The organism is Glutamicibacter sp. HZAU, assembly GCF_004100365.1.
In the GTDB taxonomy this organism is placed as follows: Bacteria; Actinomycetota; Actinomycetes; order Actinomycetales; family Micrococcaceae; genus Glutamicibacter; species Glutamicibacter nicotianae.
In genome coordinates, this window is sequence record NZ_SCKZ01000004.1 from 334816 (window position 1) to 352171 (window position 17356).

Annotated in this window: 13 protein-coding genes and 2 tRNA genes; 2 read left to right on the forward strand and 13 right to left on the reverse strand. The window is 53.9% G+C overall.

Annotated elements, in window-relative coordinates; all coding sequences use genetic code 11:
* Positions 1 to 18 precede the first annotated feature (18 nt).
* From thiL to EKH49_RS08340, 11 genes are all read right to left on the reverse strand, one after another.
* On the reverse strand, positions 19 to 1035 hold the full coding sequence (gene thiL, locus EKH49_RS08290; protein WP_128470446.1) for a thiamine-phosphate kinase: 1017 nt from the start codon (positions 1033 to 1035) through the stop codon (positions 19 to 21).
* A 6-nt stretch (positions 1036 to 1041) separates the two neighbouring features.
* Complete coding sequence (locus tag EKH49_RS08295; RefSeq protein ID WP_128470447.1) at positions 1042 to 2685, reverse strand: GTPase; 1644 nt, start codon at positions 2683 to 2685, stop codon at positions 1042 to 1044.
* Positions 2685 to 4451: a GTPase gene (locus EKH49_RS08300; protein WP_128470448.1), complete on the reverse strand. Its 1767-nt coding sequence runs from the start codon at positions 4449 to 4451 to the stop codon at positions 2685 to 2687. The genes EKH49_RS08295 and EKH49_RS08300 overlap by 1 nt, the downstream gene beginning before the upstream one ends.
* 100 nt (positions 4452 to 4551) lie before the next feature.
* Positions 4552 to 4627 (reverse strand) — tRNA-Glu (locus EKH49_RS08305).
* 48 nt (positions 4628 to 4675) lie between these two features.
* Positions 4676 to 4747: transfer RNA gene (locus tag EKH49_RS08310), tRNA-Gln, on the reverse strand.
* A gap of 173 nt (positions 4748 to 4920) precedes the next feature.
* Positions 4921 to 5625, reverse strand: coding sequence for an HAD family hydrolase (locus tag EKH49_RS08315; protein WP_128470449.1), 705 nt, complete (start codon positions 5623 to 5625; stop codon positions 4921 to 4923).
* An 18-nt stretch (positions 5626 to 5643) separates the two neighbouring features.
* Complete coding sequence (gltX, locus tag EKH49_RS08320) at positions 5644 to 7149, reverse strand: glutamate--tRNA ligase (protein ID WP_128470450.1); 1506 nt, start codon at positions 7147 to 7149, stop codon at positions 5644 to 5646.
* 98 nt (positions 7150 to 7247) lie between these two features.
* Complete coding sequence (locus EKH49_RS08325; protein ID WP_128470451.1) at positions 7248 to 8012, reverse strand: fumarylacetoacetate hydrolase family protein; 765 nt, start codon at positions 8010 to 8012, stop codon at positions 7248 to 7250.
* A 38-nt stretch (positions 8013 to 8050) separates the two neighbouring features.
* Complete coding sequence (locus EKH49_RS08330) at positions 8051 to 10264, reverse strand: hypothetical protein (protein WP_128470452.1); 2214 nt, start codon at positions 10262 to 10264, stop codon at positions 8051 to 8053.
* A 205-nt stretch (positions 10265 to 10469) separates the two neighbouring features.
* Positions 10470 to 11564: a branched-chain amino acid aminotransferase gene (locus tag EKH49_RS08335; protein ID WP_128470453.1), complete on the reverse strand. Its 1095-nt coding sequence runs from the start codon at positions 11562 to 11564 to the stop codon at positions 10470 to 10472.
* A gap of 114 nt (positions 11565 to 11678) precedes the next feature.
* Complete coding sequence (locus tag EKH49_RS08340) at positions 11679 to 12737, reverse strand: 3-isopropylmalate dehydrogenase (RefSeq protein WP_128470454.1); 1059 nt, start codon at positions 12735 to 12737, stop codon at positions 11679 to 11681.
* Between the two features lie 183 nt (positions 12738 to 12920).
* Between EKH49_RS08340 and EKH49_RS08345 the strand changes: the two genes are divergently transcribed.
* Positions 12921 to 14156 carry a sensor histidine kinase gene (locus tag EKH49_RS08345; protein WP_128470455.1) on the forward strand — a complete coding sequence of 412 codons (1236 nt, stop codon included), beginning with the start codon at positions 12921 to 12923 and terminating at the stop codon, positions 14154 to 14156.
* 7 nt (positions 14157 to 14163) lie between these two features.
* On the forward strand, positions 14164 to 14856 hold the full coding sequence (locus EKH49_RS08350) for a response regulator (protein ID WP_128470456.1): 693 nt from the start codon (positions 14164 to 14166) through the stop codon (positions 14854 to 14856).
* A gap of 61 nt (positions 14857 to 14917) precedes the next feature.
* Here the strand turns inward: EKH49_RS08350 and wecB are convergent, their stop codons facing one another.
* Positions 14918 to 16114, reverse strand: a complete 1197-nt coding sequence (gene wecB, locus EKH49_RS08355) for a non-hydrolyzing UDP-N-acetylglucosamine 2-epimerase (protein ID WP_128470457.1) — start codon at positions 16112 to 16114, stop codon at positions 14918 to 14920.
* 3 nt (positions 16115 to 16117) lie between these two features.
* Complete coding sequence (wecC, locus tag EKH49_RS08360) at positions 16118 to 17356, reverse strand: UDP-N-acetyl-D-mannosamine dehydrogenase (protein ID WP_128470458.1); 1239 nt, start codon at positions 17354 to 17356, stop codon at positions 16118 to 16120.

Consider the following 17356-nt stretch of genomic DNA (forward strand, 5'->3'; position numbering starts at 1 on the left):
GAATCAGCAGCCAAGGAGCTAAGCGAAGTGGTCAAAGCCCGTCTCGGGCTTTGCGACCTTGCCATCAACTTTCACCACTGCGCGACGCCCATTGGCCGGCTTGGCAACACCGATAACATTAAATTCTCCGGGGATTTCAACTCCCTGAGGGAAGGCTGCCAGGAGTCCGAAATCCTCACCGCCATAGAGTACCCATGACATCGGATCGGTGCCCGTCAGTTCTGAGGCAGCCTCCAGCCGAATCGCGAAGTCCTGGAGAGCGGAAGATTCCAACTCGAGATTGACATGGCTGGCTTTGGCCATGCGTCCGGCGTCGCGGATCAGCCCATCGGATAGATCCATCATGGCTGTCGCGCCCGCTTCGGCAGCGCGTGGGCCAGATTCCAGCGGCGGCACGGGACGGCACTGTGCCTGGACCAGACGGCGTACCGCTCTGCTCCAACTTTCATTGTCATGCTCGTGTTCAAGCACAGAGAGTCCTGCCCCGGCGGCGCCAACACGTCCGGCCACCGCTATGCGGTCTCCGGCTCGGACTCCGCTCCTCAGCACCTTCCCATGCTCGCATTCGCCAAGAACGGTCGTGGTAACGGAAATTTCTTGCGACTTCCCGAGGTCTCCCCCGAGAATCGTCAGTTCCTTGGCGCCAAGCTCCGCGATAGCCTCGGCAACGCCACGGCTGAAGTCCCTCACCCATTCTAGGGACGTGGACTTCGGCAGGGACAGCGAAATCACAGCGCCAGTGGCGTGTCCACCCATCGCATTAATATCTGAAACATTTTGGGCAATGGACTTCCATCCGATGTCATAAGCATTGTGTTCCAAACCGCTGGGCCAGAGGAGCCGAAAATCCTGGTTTTCAACCAGGGTATCTACCGAGACGAGAACTTCGTTCCCGCTCACCCTCAACGCACCTGCGTCGTCGCCCGGCCCGAGACTTGCCTGCGCTGAATCAAGCAGCGGCAAGATCGCGTCCAGGATGCCTTGCTCGCCTAGGTCACCCACTGTTGCATCGACTTTTGGTTGGTTTGTAGTCACAGAGTTCTAATCGGCTTTCTTGGCTGCTGAGGTGATCAATGCTGAGTAGCTGTTGTAGGTGTCCAGACGCTGGTCAACGGGCTCAATGACTGCCTGCCTCACCAGCTGGGATACCGAGCGTTCAATATTCTTCAACGCTTTCCTTCGCTTAACTTTAGCGACTATTCGGTTGACAAACGAGCACGCCAATCCCAGGACAATGCCCAGCAGTATTCCAATGAAAACCAGCAGCGTTGGTACAGCGATACCTTCGACTCGCGGAGCCTCCGGAAGCTGAAATTGGAAGTATCCGGCAACCGGATATCCGGCGAGCCACAAAGCACCACCCAAGGCCGCAACAAGTGCCATCCATTGGATGACCTTGACTACGGGCCACCACCATGAAGAGCGTTCAACACCTAACGGAGTGCCGGCAATCGCCGCATCAATGCCGTCATCCAGCACCGCCGTATTTGCGTGCACTTTCTCCCGGAGCGGCTCTTTCCAGCTTTCCGGAAGATCTGCAGAAGCTTCGGAGACATACTGATTGATGCCATGTTCTATAGCCGCAGTTTCTGCGATGGACAGCTCTGGACGAGAAGTCAATGACAATTCCGGGTCTTCATGCTGCCGTCCAAGATTCATCCTCTTGAGCGGATCGTTGCGCAGCTTGACCAGCCAGGTGGTCAACGGCCATCCCGTGCGCGAAGCGCCACGAAGCAAGTAAGAGGTTTCCACTGCATCAGCAATGTAATGGGCACCGTGCGCTTTGGCGATCACGCGCTCCAGCTCGGCTTGGTGCAGCTGGCTGGGCAAGCGCACTTTCTCTACTTGGAGTTCCTCGCTCAAGTGCTGGATGACCTGATCAACATCTGCGCGGAGTCGACGCGTGGAAAGTGCCTTATTCTTGGCCGCGGCCGCAATCTTGGCCTGCACGTCCGCGACTCCTTCACCCGTAGCGGCCGAGGCGCAGATGATGGGCAGATTCTCCAACCCAGAGGTGGCCAAGATGCCGCGCAATGAATCGACAACTTGTTTTCGCTCGCGCTCGGCAATCGTGTCTATTTGGTTCAGGACGATCAACAGGTTGCCTTGCTGGCTACGCAGGGAATTGAGATACCCGTGGTGGATTGAAGCATCGGCATATTTCTGGGGATCAAGCACCCACACCAGATAATCCACCTGGCCCACCAACCGGGCAGCAATTTTATGGTGATCAACTGCTGTCGAGTCCATGTCGGGCAAGTCCAACAGCAGGAGCCCGGAGTCGAACGTTCTTTTCTTTGCAGAGTCCGCTTGGCCGTCCCGATCCTCAATGACGTGGCGAGTTGACACTTCCAGCCAGTCCAGCAGTTCGCCAGCGCCATCCGGTTCCCAAATGGCAGCAACAGTGTCGGTAGTCGTCGGGCGGATGACACCCGTGGTGGCAAGTTCCTGGCCAATCAGCGCGTTGAACAATGTTGACTTTCCGCTGCCGGTGGCACCGAAAAGTCCCACCACGACATGCTCCGCGGAAAGCTGGCGTCGAGATTCAGCGCGGGCGATAACGTCTGCGGCCAAATCGATGGTTTCTGGTTCCAGGTATGGCTCGGCAAGCTGCATCGCTTCCACGATGCTGTTGATTTGCGAGTTGAGGCCGCTGACGGCCCGCAGGATCTTGCGTTCGGACATCAGTGAGCCCCCTTGCCGTTCAAGCCTGCGGTAATCTTGCCCAGCCGTTCAGCAAGCTCCGGTTGCGAAGTGGCAGAGAGCTCATCCAGATAGATTGAGGAGCTCTTCGCCAAGAGATCGCGTGCTCTGGAATCAAGCATCTTTCGTGCCCGGGTGGCCATACGGCGTACCGCGTCCTCTCCGAATATTGCTTCCAGCAGTTTCTGCCCCACCAATGCCGAGCCCCCGGCAATACCGATTTCCAATCCAGTGAGACCTGCCGTTGATGCAAAGACCACAACCATCAAGATCACGGCCACACCGTTGACGCCGAATGCGGCCATCCGGGCGGTTTTGCGCTTTCCAGCGCCTTCCTGGCGGATCATGTCCAGGACGTCTTTTTGCCAGAGCCGGATGCTTTCTGATGCTTGCTCGTTGAGATCCTGCGGCGGACGCGGCGTTGGCAAATTTGCCCGTAGCGCCTGGCCGAACGACGTGTTCTGCCACGACCTGTCGATGTCATGGCAGGCCTTGGTGACTTCTGCAATGAAGACTGTATGCAGGCCTGATTCAATGGCTTGTTCAACCCTGTGGGTCGCTGGAGGCTTCCCCGTGAGGAACGCGCCTACACGATCTCTCACCCGTCCGATGGCACCTTCGATTCCGCGCAGCAGCTCGCCGGCTCCGACGAAGTCCTGCCATCGTGCCAGGATTTCGCCACGCAGCAATGAGCCGTCATTGAGCGAATCGTTGATCCTGGCCAAGGCTTGTGCGAAGCGTTCGTCGGTCAACGTGCGTAGTTCACCGAGCTGGTTTTCCTGCTCTTGCAGTTCAGCGATTAGTTCACTGACATCGGCGGCGGTGCGGCGCAACGCTCCATCAAGGGTTTGGGCCGCGATTCGCTGACGTTGAGCGGAATCCGCTGCCAGTGAGTGCAGCCACGCAAGCAACGGTTCCACATGCTCACTGGGAATCAATTTTTCTTCACCGAGTTGCGTCTCATTGAGCACATGCAGCAGTGAGGGATCCAAATCCTTTTCAAGCAATAGGCGTTTCAGGTCCGGAACGATGTCGTTCTCGGCTCCAGGAGGAACCCTGTTCAATACGACGCAGACGGTTATTTTGCGTGCGCCAGCCTCTGTTAGCAGATCCCAGGGAAGAGCGTCAGCGTATCTATTGGCCGTCGTGACGAAAATCCAGAGGTCCGCTGCGTTCAGAAGCTGGCCAGCTAATTCCCTGTTCTCGTCGGAAACCGAGTCGATATCCGGGGCATCAAGTATTGCCAACCCTTGAGGTACTTGTTGGCGGGGTGTCATCAATAGTGCTTGGTTGGTGGATGCTCCGCACTGCGCATTGAATCCACCACCAGCTACACGTTTAAGTTCGGGAAGAATCCGGTCAGATTCAAAGAAGGGTTGGTCAACCGGGTTGAACGCCAAAACCGGAGTTCGCGTCGTCGGGCGTACCGCGCCGGAAAGGCTTACCTGTTCCCCTAGCAGGGAATTTACAAGAGTCGATTTTCCTGAGCCCGTAGATCCGCCGACAACCACCAATAGCGGTGCGCCTAGGTTCGAAATTCGAGGTATCAGGTAGTCCGAAATTTGGTGCAATACCTTGTTGCGCAGCACTTCGAATCCGGATGCATCTCGTGGCTGAGGGTTAACAAAGGACAGCTCACTGAGCAGATCCTGAAGCTCGTTTAAATGCTTCACGGCTTCGCTGCCGGTTCCGGCTGGCGAAGCGGTTTCCTGCCCTGAGCTCTTATCCAGATCTGAATTCGACTCCATGAGAACTATCTTGCCTCATGCCAACAGGTAATTTCGCTAGCCCAGTACTGATTTTGTCCGGGAAAACACGAAAACCGCGGATTTCTCCGCGGTTTTCCATTGGTGACCCCAACGGGATTCGAACCCGTGTTGCTGCCGTGAGAGGGCAGAGTACTAGGCCGCTATACGATGGGGCCGTATGTTGAAGAGCTACCTTCAACTCATCAAATTTCTTTGATGAAGCGCTGGGATACCAGGACTCGAACCTAGAATGACGGAACCAGAAACCGTTGTGTTGCCAATTACACCATATCCCATTGTGACTTGGCGTTTCAGGAATTCAGCTAATTATCATTCCGGCCACTGCCGTAGCACGAGATAAAACTATACCGGCCAAATGACCAGCACACAAATCGAGCACCGCGGCCCGTTTTCCACCAGCGATCCGCGGAAAATCAGGACAGAACAGTCGTGAGCAACGCCAAATCCTTCACCCGCCATCCAGGAAAATTCTTGTGAAATGAAGCACGGTCCAGGAGCACTGATTGGAGTCCAGCGTCAATGGCCCCTTGATGGTCATTAATCGGGTTATCCCTATGTACAGCGTGTGAGCCGGCAGGCTCTTCAATGCAGAACACCCGGCCAGGAACGGGGCCGAGTGTGGTTTTGGTGCCCCAGCGGAATCGGAACCAATGACGCATTGGAATCCGGCGAGCCCTGCGGCCTGCAGCTTGTCACGTTGGTATGACTCTACATTGTTGCTAACCGCGCCATACGGGATCCCCAGAGACTCCAGCTGGTCCAAGAATGTCGGCACGTCACCAAAGGGCTTCCACGACTCGCGAACTTTCGTCTCATATTCATGAGCCCAACGTGCATATGCTTGGCCGCTGGGGGCGGTGGCCCCTGCCAACCTGTACGCGCGCTGCAGCCGCACTTCTCGCTGACCAAGGAAAGTCAGCTCGCCTGCCATGTACCTGTCATAGGCCTGCGCGCCATCGTCTGCGAAATCAGCTGCGATCGCAGCTATTCGTTCAGCATTCAGGTGCGCCAACGCCGGAGCAGACAAGGATGAGAAGCCTTGGATAGCGGCGGAGCGCAAATCCACGAGGGTCTCATCGATATCGAAGAGAACGCCCCGGATTGGAACAGTTGCAGGACTGGTTCCATCCGAGGCGTTCAAAGCGCTTCTCATCGAGTTATTGGAGATTCTCTAGCGGGACTCGCCGAATGCACGAAGTCGTTTTAGGCTCGACTCGCGTCCAAGAATTTCCATGGACTCGAAGAGCGGTGGCGAAACGCGCTTCCCGGAGATTCCAACGCGGGCTGGACCGAAGGCCTGACGAGGCTTCAGTTCCAGTTCGTCTACAAGTTTCGTGCGCAGGGCTGCCTGAATGGTTTCAGCGTTCCATTCGGCAAGGCCTTCAAGGCTCTGGACACTAGCGTTGATCACTTCAACCAGGTTTGCAGGCATTCCCTTGAGTGCTTTTTCTTCGATGGCAATTTCGTCATCAGCCTTGAAGAGGAACTCAAGCATGTCGGTTGCTTCGCCCAACAGCGCAATGCGTTCCTGAACCAATGGCGCCGCCTGATCCAAGATCGCGTTTTCGCGTTCTGTAAGCACTTCGCCCACTAGGCCAGCGGCCTGCAGGTATGGGACCAAACGATCGCGGAAGTCCTGTGGCTCCAGCATGCGCACGTGAGTGCCGTTGATTGCTTCTGCCTTCTTCACATCGAAGCGGGCAGGGTTGGACAGCACGTCCTTTACGTCGAAGGCTTCAACCAGCTGTTCACGCGAGAAGATATCTTCATCAGCGCTCAGCGACCAACCCAGCAGCGCCAGATAGTTCAGCAGGCCTTCCGGGATGAAACCATTGTCGCGGTGGAGGAACAGGCTGGATTCCGGATCACGCTTGGAAAGCTTCTTGTTGCCCTGGCCCATGACGTACGGCAGGTGGCCGAAGCGTGGCATGTACTGGGCAACGCCGATGTCATGCAGCAATGCGTACAAGACTACCTGGCGCGGAGTCGAGGACAGCAGGTCCTCGCCACGAAGCACATGGGTAATTCCCATCAGAGCATCATCAATTGGGTTGACCAGGGTATACAAAGGTTTGCCGTTCGCGCGCACGACAACGTAGTCGGGAACGGATCCCGCCTTGAAGGTGATCTCGCCACGCACCAAGTCATTGAAGGTGATGTCGTGATCCGGCATGCGAACACGCAATACCGGTTCGCGGCCTTCGGCCTTGAACGCGGCTTTCTGCTGTTCGGTCAACTCGCGATCGAAGTTGTCATAACCCAGCTTCGGATCACGCCCAGCCGCCCTGTGGCGAGCTTCGACTTCTTCTGGAGTCGAGTAGGACTCGTAGAGATGGCCAGCTGCACGAAGCTTCTCAATGACATCCTGGTAGATGTCACCACGCTGCGACTGGCGGTATGGCTCATGAGGACCGCCCGCGTTGACGCCCTCGTCCCAATCAATGCCCAGCCACGCCAGGGCATCCAGAAGCTGGTTGTAGCTTTCCTCGGAGTCGCGCTTGGCATCGGTGTCTTCAATGCGGAAGATCATCTTGCCGCCGGTATGACGTGCATAAGCCCAGTTGAACAGGGCCGTGCGGATCAAGCCTACGTGAGGGGTTCCGGTTGGGGATGGGCAAAAGCGAACGCGTACCGGAGTATCTTCGGTAACAAGGGGAATCAACGATAGATCAGTCATGATGCTTTCATTCTATGCCTTGTGCAGGGAAACTTGCAGTTAAACCGCGAGGCTCCCGATCACATTATCAAGAGCCTCACAGTCTCCAGCATTGTTTCCTAACGGCGGAAGACGGTCCGCAGCGAGCCGATTCCCTGGACTTCCACTTCCACAACGTCTCCTTCGGTAACCAGCCCGACGCCCGCAGGGGTGCCAGTCATGATGACATCTCCAGGCAGCAAGGTAAACGCTTCGGAAGCTCGGGCCACCAGTTCGTTGACTGGCCAGATCATGTCGTTGGTAGTTCCATCTTGGCGAACCTCGCCATTGACGCGGCTGACGATGGTCAGGTCGTCGGCATCTTCGATTTCAGTTTCAATCCACGGACCGAGGGGGCAAGATCCGTCAAAGCCCTTGGCGCGAGCCCACTGTGGATCAGTGCGCTGGGCATCACGAGCGGTCAGGTCGTTGGCTACCGTGTAGCCGAAAATGACATCCTGCGCCTTGTCGGCCGGAACATCCTTGCAAATACGGCCAATGACTACGGCAAGTTCGCCTTCAAAGGAGACTTCATTCGAAAACGCTGGCAATGTGACAGGATCTCCATGACCCACCACAGAGGTATTAGGTTTCAAGAACATCAACGGCTCGGCTGGAACTTCATTGCCAAGCTCTTTGGCGTGCTCACGGTAGGTGCGGCCAAAGCCAACAACCTTTGAACGAGGGATGATCGGTGCTACCAACCGAACATCGTCCAAGGAGTGCGTAGCACCAGTCGTCTTGATCCCCTGGAAAAATGGGTCTCCGGTCAGAACATGAATATCGTTACCGTCGACGACGCCATATATCGGGTCGCCATCTACTACAAATCGTGCAATGCGCATGAGTACAAGCCTAAGGCATGACCCTTGCAATTCAGCGCTCAAAAATCCTGGCGATCGGTTCTCGCGGAAAACCCTACTCCGCGAGGTTTCAAATCCAGTTCTGCCAAACTTGAGTCCCCCGATACACCGAATACTCTTCCGTCTGGTAACGACGTGAGGCGGCTTCCTAGTCTGAACTCACCGTCTTTGCTAGCTATGGTCGCCTTAGTCCTTGCCACGAAATCAATAACAGTCGCGGCCCCAGACGAACTATGGACAAGTCGGTTCCCCGCAGCAATAGCGAGATCTGCGTTTGCCCACCCTGCACGGCGATATTTGTTTTTAATTCCGCTCAAGTGATGTTTTCTGAGCAGTGTTCCATCCGCAGGATCTACGATATTGATTCCTTCGATGTCAGCAACCACGAGCATTCCACTAAGCAATTTCGGAGAGTACAAGGCCCCCGTGTCTGCGACTGGCTTCGTAACCCAAACTAATTCCTTAGCTTCAATATCGAATTTAAACGCCGTTGCCGGCCCATCCGTATCAGCAATTCCATACCCGTTTCGTACAGACGTTGTCCCGTATAGGTATTGCTCATCGGCGACCAAACCAATGATCGAGTGACCTTTAATGAACCCTTTGCCATCGCCGTCAAGGACCCATGAAATTTTATCGCTTCGCAGAGAAATCATGCCAAGGGCCCCACCCGATCGACCATAGTCTGGAACCGTGCCGAAGAATACAGAGGTAGCGTTCGCCGCCCAACCAAAGGGACGTGACTGCCGGTACTTCCTTGATAGACGCTCCAGCAGGTCGTATGAATCACTCGAGTCTCGATCTTCCAAGTCAACTTTCACAATATCGGCATGCCCATAGGACCCCAGATATAGCTTCGATGGCTTCACTTCAATCATTTGCTCAATTTGATGCACAACACTTTGTTCAGAGGGTGACGTCCAACGTGCGCCCGTATCGGCATTGACTGAAGCTATCCCTCTTCCCATAAATCCCCCTACGTACACCTCACCTGAAGTCGCGCCCAACAATGATTGAATGGCAAAACTACCGCTTTGAAGCTTCACCTCATACGGTGCAGCAGGCATCCTCGTCGCTAAATCAATACTGGTTATACAGACACCTGACGAGGTGCCTTGAACTACAAGTACCCTGTCTTCACGAGCAATTAACGCATCGAACCCGCCCTCGGGGATTGAGCCGAGCTCAACGTCTTTGAGTGTACGCACATCGGTTTCAAACAGTGATCCGTCTGTAACGGTATAGAAAACCGAGTTTTCCTCTGATCTGACTACGTTTGAAGCAATTCTTCTCGACCAAACACGACGAAGCCTGCGAATCGGCCTGTGGGATTTGCGGTGGAAAACAAGCTGTTCAGACAAGCCGCTGACGCTTACGAAGATTCTAGAACCGAATGCATGCAAGCTACTGATAAATCCGGTATCTGCCTCAATGCCTAGATTGATCTCAGTTATTTGCTCAACATCTTCGGATGGAAACACAAATAGTCTCGGTTTTTGTGCCCCAGTACCAACCCAAATATTGTCTTCATCGTCGATCGCAATTTTTCGCGCGTACTCAGTGTCTTCGGCAAGCAAACCCGTGGTTTTCATGGATTTGCTCTTGATATCAAGTCCGAAGACGGACCCTGTAGGAAAACTTCCAACCCATGCGGTACCTTTGGAATCCAGGGTCAGGCCATACAGATATTCAGCTTCCTCAATAGTCAGAACTTTCCGGAGCTCATTCGGCTTCGCGACTTCCCATATGTAGACGTGGTTGGCGCTCGTTAGCAAGATGTGCCGCTCAGATGGATCCCATGCCAATGACCCAATTCCGCCATTGTGACCGGTTGGAATATCAATAGTATGTTGAGGGCGGCCTTGTTCCGGGGCGATGATTTGCAGTTGGTTCGACACTCCAGAGATTGTGACCGCGAACCACGAGCCTGCAGATTCATCGTATCCAGGCAGTTCTAAAACGTCATCCAGCTTTGTAACAGGGAAAGCGTCCTCATGTTGTCGTAGTACTCCCCCGGTATCGCTCGTCTGCTCAAGGTCACCTAAGAGATCGATTTCTTCGTTGCTCCACGCTACTCCGTGCTTGTGAACACCGCGCAGCGCATTTCTCGATGATACGAATGTGCCCTCGTCGACTTCTGCCGTACTACTGATCGTTGCAGCAGACGCCAAAACCGTCGCCAAGAAAGCTCTACGAGAAATCGTTCGTGCTGAATTTGATGAACTCTCCGACAACCTATAGTCCTCAACTCAGCGATGGCCTATCACCTTGGCACACATTGGACTGCTCTCCGAATGACCATCGCTTAAATTGCGTCTTGATGATGAGTGAAATTCATTTGCTCACACTGTGACACTAATGGCGCACTCGAGTTTAATGCAAAACGATCTGCGACTGCGTCAAACATTGAAACGGGCGCAGTCGCAGATCATTAAATTCCTATGCCAGTCGTTCCAGCCATCCATGACGGTCTTCCACGGTGCCCAGCTGGATTCCCAGCAGTTCTTCGCGGATGGACATAGTCACTTCGCCGGCGGCAGCGTTCTCATCGCCGATAAGCTCTTCGCCGTTCTTCAGCACACCAATTGGGGTGATCACAGCTGCAGTACCGCAAGCGAAAACTTCTGCGATATCGCCCGAGGCGATCCCTTCACGCCATTCATCCAGGGTGATCTTGCGTTCTTCAACTTCCATGCCGCGGTCCTTCGCTAGCTGGATGACCGATGAACGGGTCACTCCTTGCAGAATGGTTCCGGTCAACGCCGGAGTCACCAACTTGTTGTCCCTGGTGACGAAGAAGACATTCATCCCGCCGAGTTCTTCAACGGCATTGTCGTTGAAAGAGTCGAGGAACAGGACCTGCTTGCAGCCATTTTCCTCAGCTTCCAGCTGGGCCACGAGCGAAGCGGCATAGTTGCCACCACACTTGGCCGAACCGGTACCGCCTCGGCCTGCACGCGCATAGTTCTTCGAGACCCAGATGGCAACCGGTTTGAGTTCGCCGCCGAAGTAATTGCCTGCAGGCGATGCGATGACTCGGTAGGAAACCTCACGGGCCGCGCGCACCCCGAGGAATGCTTCGGTAGCAATCATGAACGGACGCAGATACAGGGCTTCCCCGTCACCGGTCGGAACCCAATCGATATCAGTCGCCACCAGCTTACGCAGCGACTCGACGAAAACTTCTTCATCCAGCTGCGGGAGTGCAAGGCGCTGTGCGGACTTGTTCAAGCGGGCAGCATTGGCGTGCGGACGGAATGTCCACACTGTACCGTCTGCATGGCGGTAAGCCTTGAGACCTTCGAAGATTTCCTGGCCGTAATGCAGTACCGAAGCGGCTGGATCCATGGCGATTGGGCCGTATGGCTCGATGCGAGCGTCATGCCATTCACCGTTACGTCCGCTTTCGTCCGCCGACCAGTCAATGACTGCGGTGTGATCAGTGAAGAAGTCTCCGAACCCAGGATTAGCCAAGACGTCAGCTCGCTCCTGCTCGCTCTTGCGATTCGTTGAGAGATTTTCGGTGAATTCCATCTACCCTGGACTTCCTAGTTCAATAAACAAAGAACGGATGCTCCACGCCTCTGCGGAACATCCGTTCGTGGATTTGCTACTGGTTAGTGGCTAACCAGAAACGTCACTTTCAGCTTATGCCAGTAACGCGACAATTGCATCGCCAATTTCACTGGTGGTGCGATTATCGGTCAATTCTTGACGTGAAGTGATCTCTTTTTCAACAGCTTGCTCAACTGTCCGCGCTTCGTCTGCCAATCCGAGATGGTCAAGCATCAGCGCCACCGACAAGATTGCTGCCGTTGGGTCCGCCTTCTGCTGCCCCGCAATATCCGGTGCAGAACCATGAACTGGTTCAAACATCGAAGGGTAGGTGCGGTCCATGTTGATGTTGCCACTGGCAGCCAAGCCGATACCACCGGTGATGGCGCCGGCTTGGTCCGTAAGGATGTCGCCGAAGAGGTTATCGGTGACAATCACGTCGAAGCGCGAAGGGTCCGTAGTCAAGAAAATGGTTGCCGCATCCACGTGCAGGTAGTCATGGGTAACCTCGGGGAATTCCTGCGCAACCATTTCGACGGTGCGCTTCCACAAGTGTCCAGCGTGCACCAGCACGTTGTGCTTATGGACCAGCGTGACATGCTTGCGTTCACGCTCCGCTGCGCGACGGAATGCGTCCCGGACAACACGTTCTACGCCATAGGCTGTATTCACGGATACTTCGGTAGCGATTTCATGCGCGGTGCCCGTGCGAACCGAGCCACCATTGCCGACATACGGTCCTTCGGTGCCTTCACGAACTACTACGAAGTCGATTTCACCCGGGTTAGCCAGAGGGCTTTCAATTCCTGGATACAGCTTCGCCGGACGCAGGTTCACGAAATGGTCCAGCGAGAAGCGGAGCTTCAATAGCATCTCGCGCTCGATGATGCCGGACGGAATTCGGGTATCCCCGGGAGCTGCGCCAACAGCACCGAAGAGAATTGCATCATGCTTCTTGATAGCTTCCAAGGTCTCTTCCGGCAGAGTTTCCCCGGTCTCCAACCAATGCTCCGCACCAAGCTTGTAGTCAGTCAGCTTGACCTCGGTCTTGCCTCCGTTAGTGACGAATTTCAGAACCTTGACGGCTTCAGCAACAACTTCTGGGCCAATACCGTCACCCGGAATGACCGCAATATCAATTACATTTCCCATGGCAAAGATTCTATCGACTAGCGTCCGCTATTTGAGAGTTCATCTCATATAATGAGATTGCTTCGATTTGAAACGACAAATTTCCTCCCTGGGCATGAGGTCGCGCAGCCTTCGCTACCGATAACCTTGGATACAAAGGTCCATGGCTTCACTACCAGGATCGGCTGTTACTAACACGTTGAATTGCAGGAAAACTTGATCTTTGCCAATCCCCACCGTCGTATCGATGGTTGGATCCGCGAGAATCCCGGACGAGTCGATTTCATCACCGGTCTGTTGTATACGCTACTTTGCATGCCGACAGCTCTCGGCTTGGCATCATCAATGTCGACTCCTGCATCCTTTGTAGCTGTGCTAACGCTGTCGGTCGTACAATCCGCGCCGCTGATGTTGAGGCGTCGATTTCCATGGGCCGTCACCCTCGTCGTAGCCTCCGGCCACCTTATGCAGCTTGCGTTTGATGGGCTCATTCTGTTCTCTCAGGTCTCGGTGCCGATTCTGGTCTACACCATGGCTGTGTACGGGAAACGCTGGCAATCTTTCAGTACTCTGGGGCTTGGTTTAATTGGCGCGTTACTGGCAACGTTCAGCATGTTCGGCGCGTCAAGGAATTCACCTGATCCGACGCCTGCCATCACTTTCGACAAGATGATTTCCTTCGTGGGCCTTGCATTAGTTGTCACCCTGTCGTGGACCTTCGGTGATCTGGCCCGCACGAGACGACTGGCAATGAAATCATTGCGTGAGCATGCCGAGCGGCTGGAAAAGGAGCGTCTCATAGAGCGTGCTCTGGCTGCATCAGATGAACGAAACCACATTGCTCGCGAGATGCATGACATCGTCGCGCATTCACTCTCCGTCATCATCACCCAGGCAAACGGGGCACGATATGCCGCAGCCAAAGACCCGGAGATCGCCATCGAGACTCTAAAGACAGTTTCAGATACTGGCCGCGCATCACTGAAAGAGATGCGCAGGCTCCTGGGCGTTCTGCGAAAAGATGAGGAGCTGGAGAATCGCCCTCTTCCGTCTTTGGCAAACATACCTGAACTTGTAGAAAGCGTTGCCGTGTCCGGGCTGAATGTCCAGCTGGATACTTCGGGAAACCCACGGAAAGAACTGCCTGCAGGTGCGGAGCTCACTATTTATCGATGCATTCAAGAATCGCTCACGAATGTCATTAAGCATGCTGGCCCGGACACTCAGACCCTAGTCCATATCGAATGGACTTCCCGGGGCTTGAATTTGACCGTCAATGACGACGGGCGAGGTGCTGGATCCATCGTCCTCGAAGGCACGGGCCAGGGCCTGCAGGGGATGAAAGAACGCGTAGCCTTATATGAAGGTACCTGTACTGCGCTCCCCCGGGCTGGGGGCGGTTTCGCTGTTAATGTTTCCATCCCATACACCGAGGACTAATATTCAAATGCCTAAACCCGAAGCCATCAAGGTTGCCTTGGTCGATGATCAACTACTGGTTCGCAGTGGTTTCAGAATGCTTATCAATTCCCAAGACGATATGGAAGTCATTGTCGAGGCCGGCAATGGTCGCGAAGCGCTGGCTGCACCGCTAATGTCCCAGGCGGACGTCATCTTGATGGACGTGCGTATGCCGGAAATGGATGGAATCGAAGCTACCGAGCGGCTGCTGGATCCGGATAAGAAGGCCGCGGACGGTCCAAAGATCATTGTGCTGACAACCTTCGACATGGATGAATATGCGTTGAGCGCCATTCAAGCCGGCGCCAGCGGCTTCCTTCTGAAGGATGCGCCACCTGAAGAGCTCTTGGAGTCCGTACGGACCGTCAATCGAGGCGATGCCGTGATAGCACCTTCGACCACTCGTCGATTACTGGACCACATGGCGCCAATGCTCAAGAAGAATTCGTCACAGCACAACCATCATCTGATTGCTGCGGTTGAGTCGCTGACTGTGCGCGAACGGGAAGTGTTCGGTTTGATTGCAGAAGGTTTTTCCAACCCGGAAATCGCTGAGAAACTATTCCTGTCAGAAGCAACCGTTAAAACCCACGTCGGTCATATTCTGGCCAAACTGGAGGCAAGGGATCGAGTCCAAGCTGTAGTCATTGCCTACCAAACCGGCATTGCCAGTGCCTGACTCTTTGGAAGCCCCCTGACACTGGCGCACACAGTGGCTCACGCAACTTGAAAGGGAACCGCTAGTGGATCATCTGCGCAGCACGCACTAATTGATCTTCGCTCGGATTCCAAGAACTAAATTCCTCGGAACGTCGTCCGACCCCGAGCAGTTCCTTGATGGCTTCTATACTTCTCAACGAAGCATGGCCGTCGCCATATGGATTTACTGCTGTTGCCATAGAGTTATAGGCGCCCTGGTCTTTTAAAAGAATAAGCATCTCACGGACTATGTCTTCGGTGTCCGTTCCTACTAATTTCACTGAACCAGCAACAATACCTTCAGGGCGTTCCGTATTCGAACGCATTACAAGGACGGGTTTCCCTAGACTCGGCGCTTCTTCTTGGACACCACCCGAATCAGTAAGTACAACAGACGAAAGACTAAGCAGCTTCGTGAACTCTGCATAGTTCAATGGATCCGTCACTATAACATTAGACAGCCCTAAAGTTGCAGGTATGATTAGGTCACGGACTGCAGGGTTCCAGTGCAATGGCAATACGAAATCTGTGTCGCTGGCTGACTTGGCGATGACAGATATCGCATTCGCGATTGAGGCCATTCGCTTACCATGGTTCTCACGACGATGTGTTGTAACGGTGACGATGCGTCGCCCCGACGCTTCAAGATCTTTCAGGCGCCTGTCGGAAAAACTGATTTCCTCCGACAGTGTTTCGAGCAAGGCATCAATTACAGTATTACCCGTAACAACTATGTCCTTTTCGCTAACGCCTTCGTTCATCAGATTTCGCTTGTTGAACATAGTTGGTGCCAAATGGAGTGTCGCGAGTTGGCTAGCGACTTTGCGGTTGGCTTCTTCCGGAAAAGGCGAATACAGATTATAGCTCCGAAGACCGGCTTCCGCATGGACAACCGGAATCCCTCGATAGAACGCCGCAATTGCACCAGCAACAGCGCTCGTTGTATCACCTTGAACCAAGACGGCATCCGGTTCACAAGCGTCGAAGACTCCATCCAAACCATTAATGATCCGCGCAACCAGGCGATTTAGTGACTGTTCCTTCGTGAATACATCCAGATCAAAATCAGGCACGACTCCGAAGAGCGTAATCACTTGATCTAATAGCTCTCGATGTTGGCCCGTAACCGCGACCACACATTCCAGCTGGGAGGAGCTCTTGGCTGCTTGAATTATGGGTGCGACCTTGATTGCCTCAGGACGCGTTCCGAAAATTACCAGCAGTTTTTTTACTTTCACGGATTAGATATCCAATTCTTTCCAGATGCCGCGTGTATCAATCAGGTCTTTGTCCACCAAAGCGCTCTGCGGAATCATTCTAAAAATATCATGATCGACTAACAAGACAATCAATTGCTCGTTATCGAGGGCAACCTGCAAATCAGTATGGTGGACATTAACAACTTCCTGAAGCGCTGGTGGCAACACATCCACGAGAGGTTCGACAACACTAACTCGCACATCAGGAAACTGTTTCGCCACCTCCTGGACGATGGTGACAGCTGGTGATTCGCGAAGGTCTTCTACATTTGCTTTAAAAGCCAGCCCGAAGAGCGCCACACTCCTGAGGTTCGTTTCATGAAGGTACTTGGCGATCCTGTCCACTACGAACTTCGGCTTCGAATCATTGACGGTGCGCGCTGAACGTATTAATGGAGTCTTCAATGGTGCCGAAGCAACGAGGAACCAAGGATCGACAGCAATACAATGCCCGCCAACGCCCGGACCAGGCTGAAGAATCTGAACTCGTGGATGTCTATTTGCCAGTTCAATGACTTCCCAGACATTTACACCTAGATGATCTGCCACGATAGAAAGTTCGTTAGCAAAAGCGATATTCACATCTCGGAACGAATTTTCCGTCAGTTTAGTAAGTTCGGCTGTTCGAGCATCTGTAAGATGAATTTCGCCTTGGCAGAATGAACGGTATAGGCTTGCTGCCTTCTCCGCGGATTTCCTATCGATCCCTCCGACCACACGATCGTTGCTTATGATTTCTTTCATCATACTGCCGGGTATAACGCGTTCAGGACAGTGTGCGAAGTGCAATTCTGCATTGCTAAGTTCCGGTCTCAACTCAAGCAGGATATCGCGTAAAAGTTCTGTGGTTCCTACTGGTGATGTGCTCTCCAAAATAATCAAGTCATCAGCTTTTATCAAACGAGCTAGAGATTCAACGGCCGAACGTATATAGGATGTGTCGGGTTCATTGTTTGTATCAATGGGCGTAGGCACTGCAATGATATATACGTTGGCCTTTTGAGGTACTAGCGATACAGTGAGGTTCCCGCTAATTACACTATTGCTAAGTGCTGTCGTTATGCCCGGCTCTTCGAAAGTGGCAACGCCACTGCTAAGCGATTCGACTACTTGCTCATTAATGTCTACTCCATGCACTCGCCAACCAGCTTGGGCCAATACAACGGAGGTGGGCAGACCAATGTAACCCATACCCACGACACAGACATCAATTTTCGACAT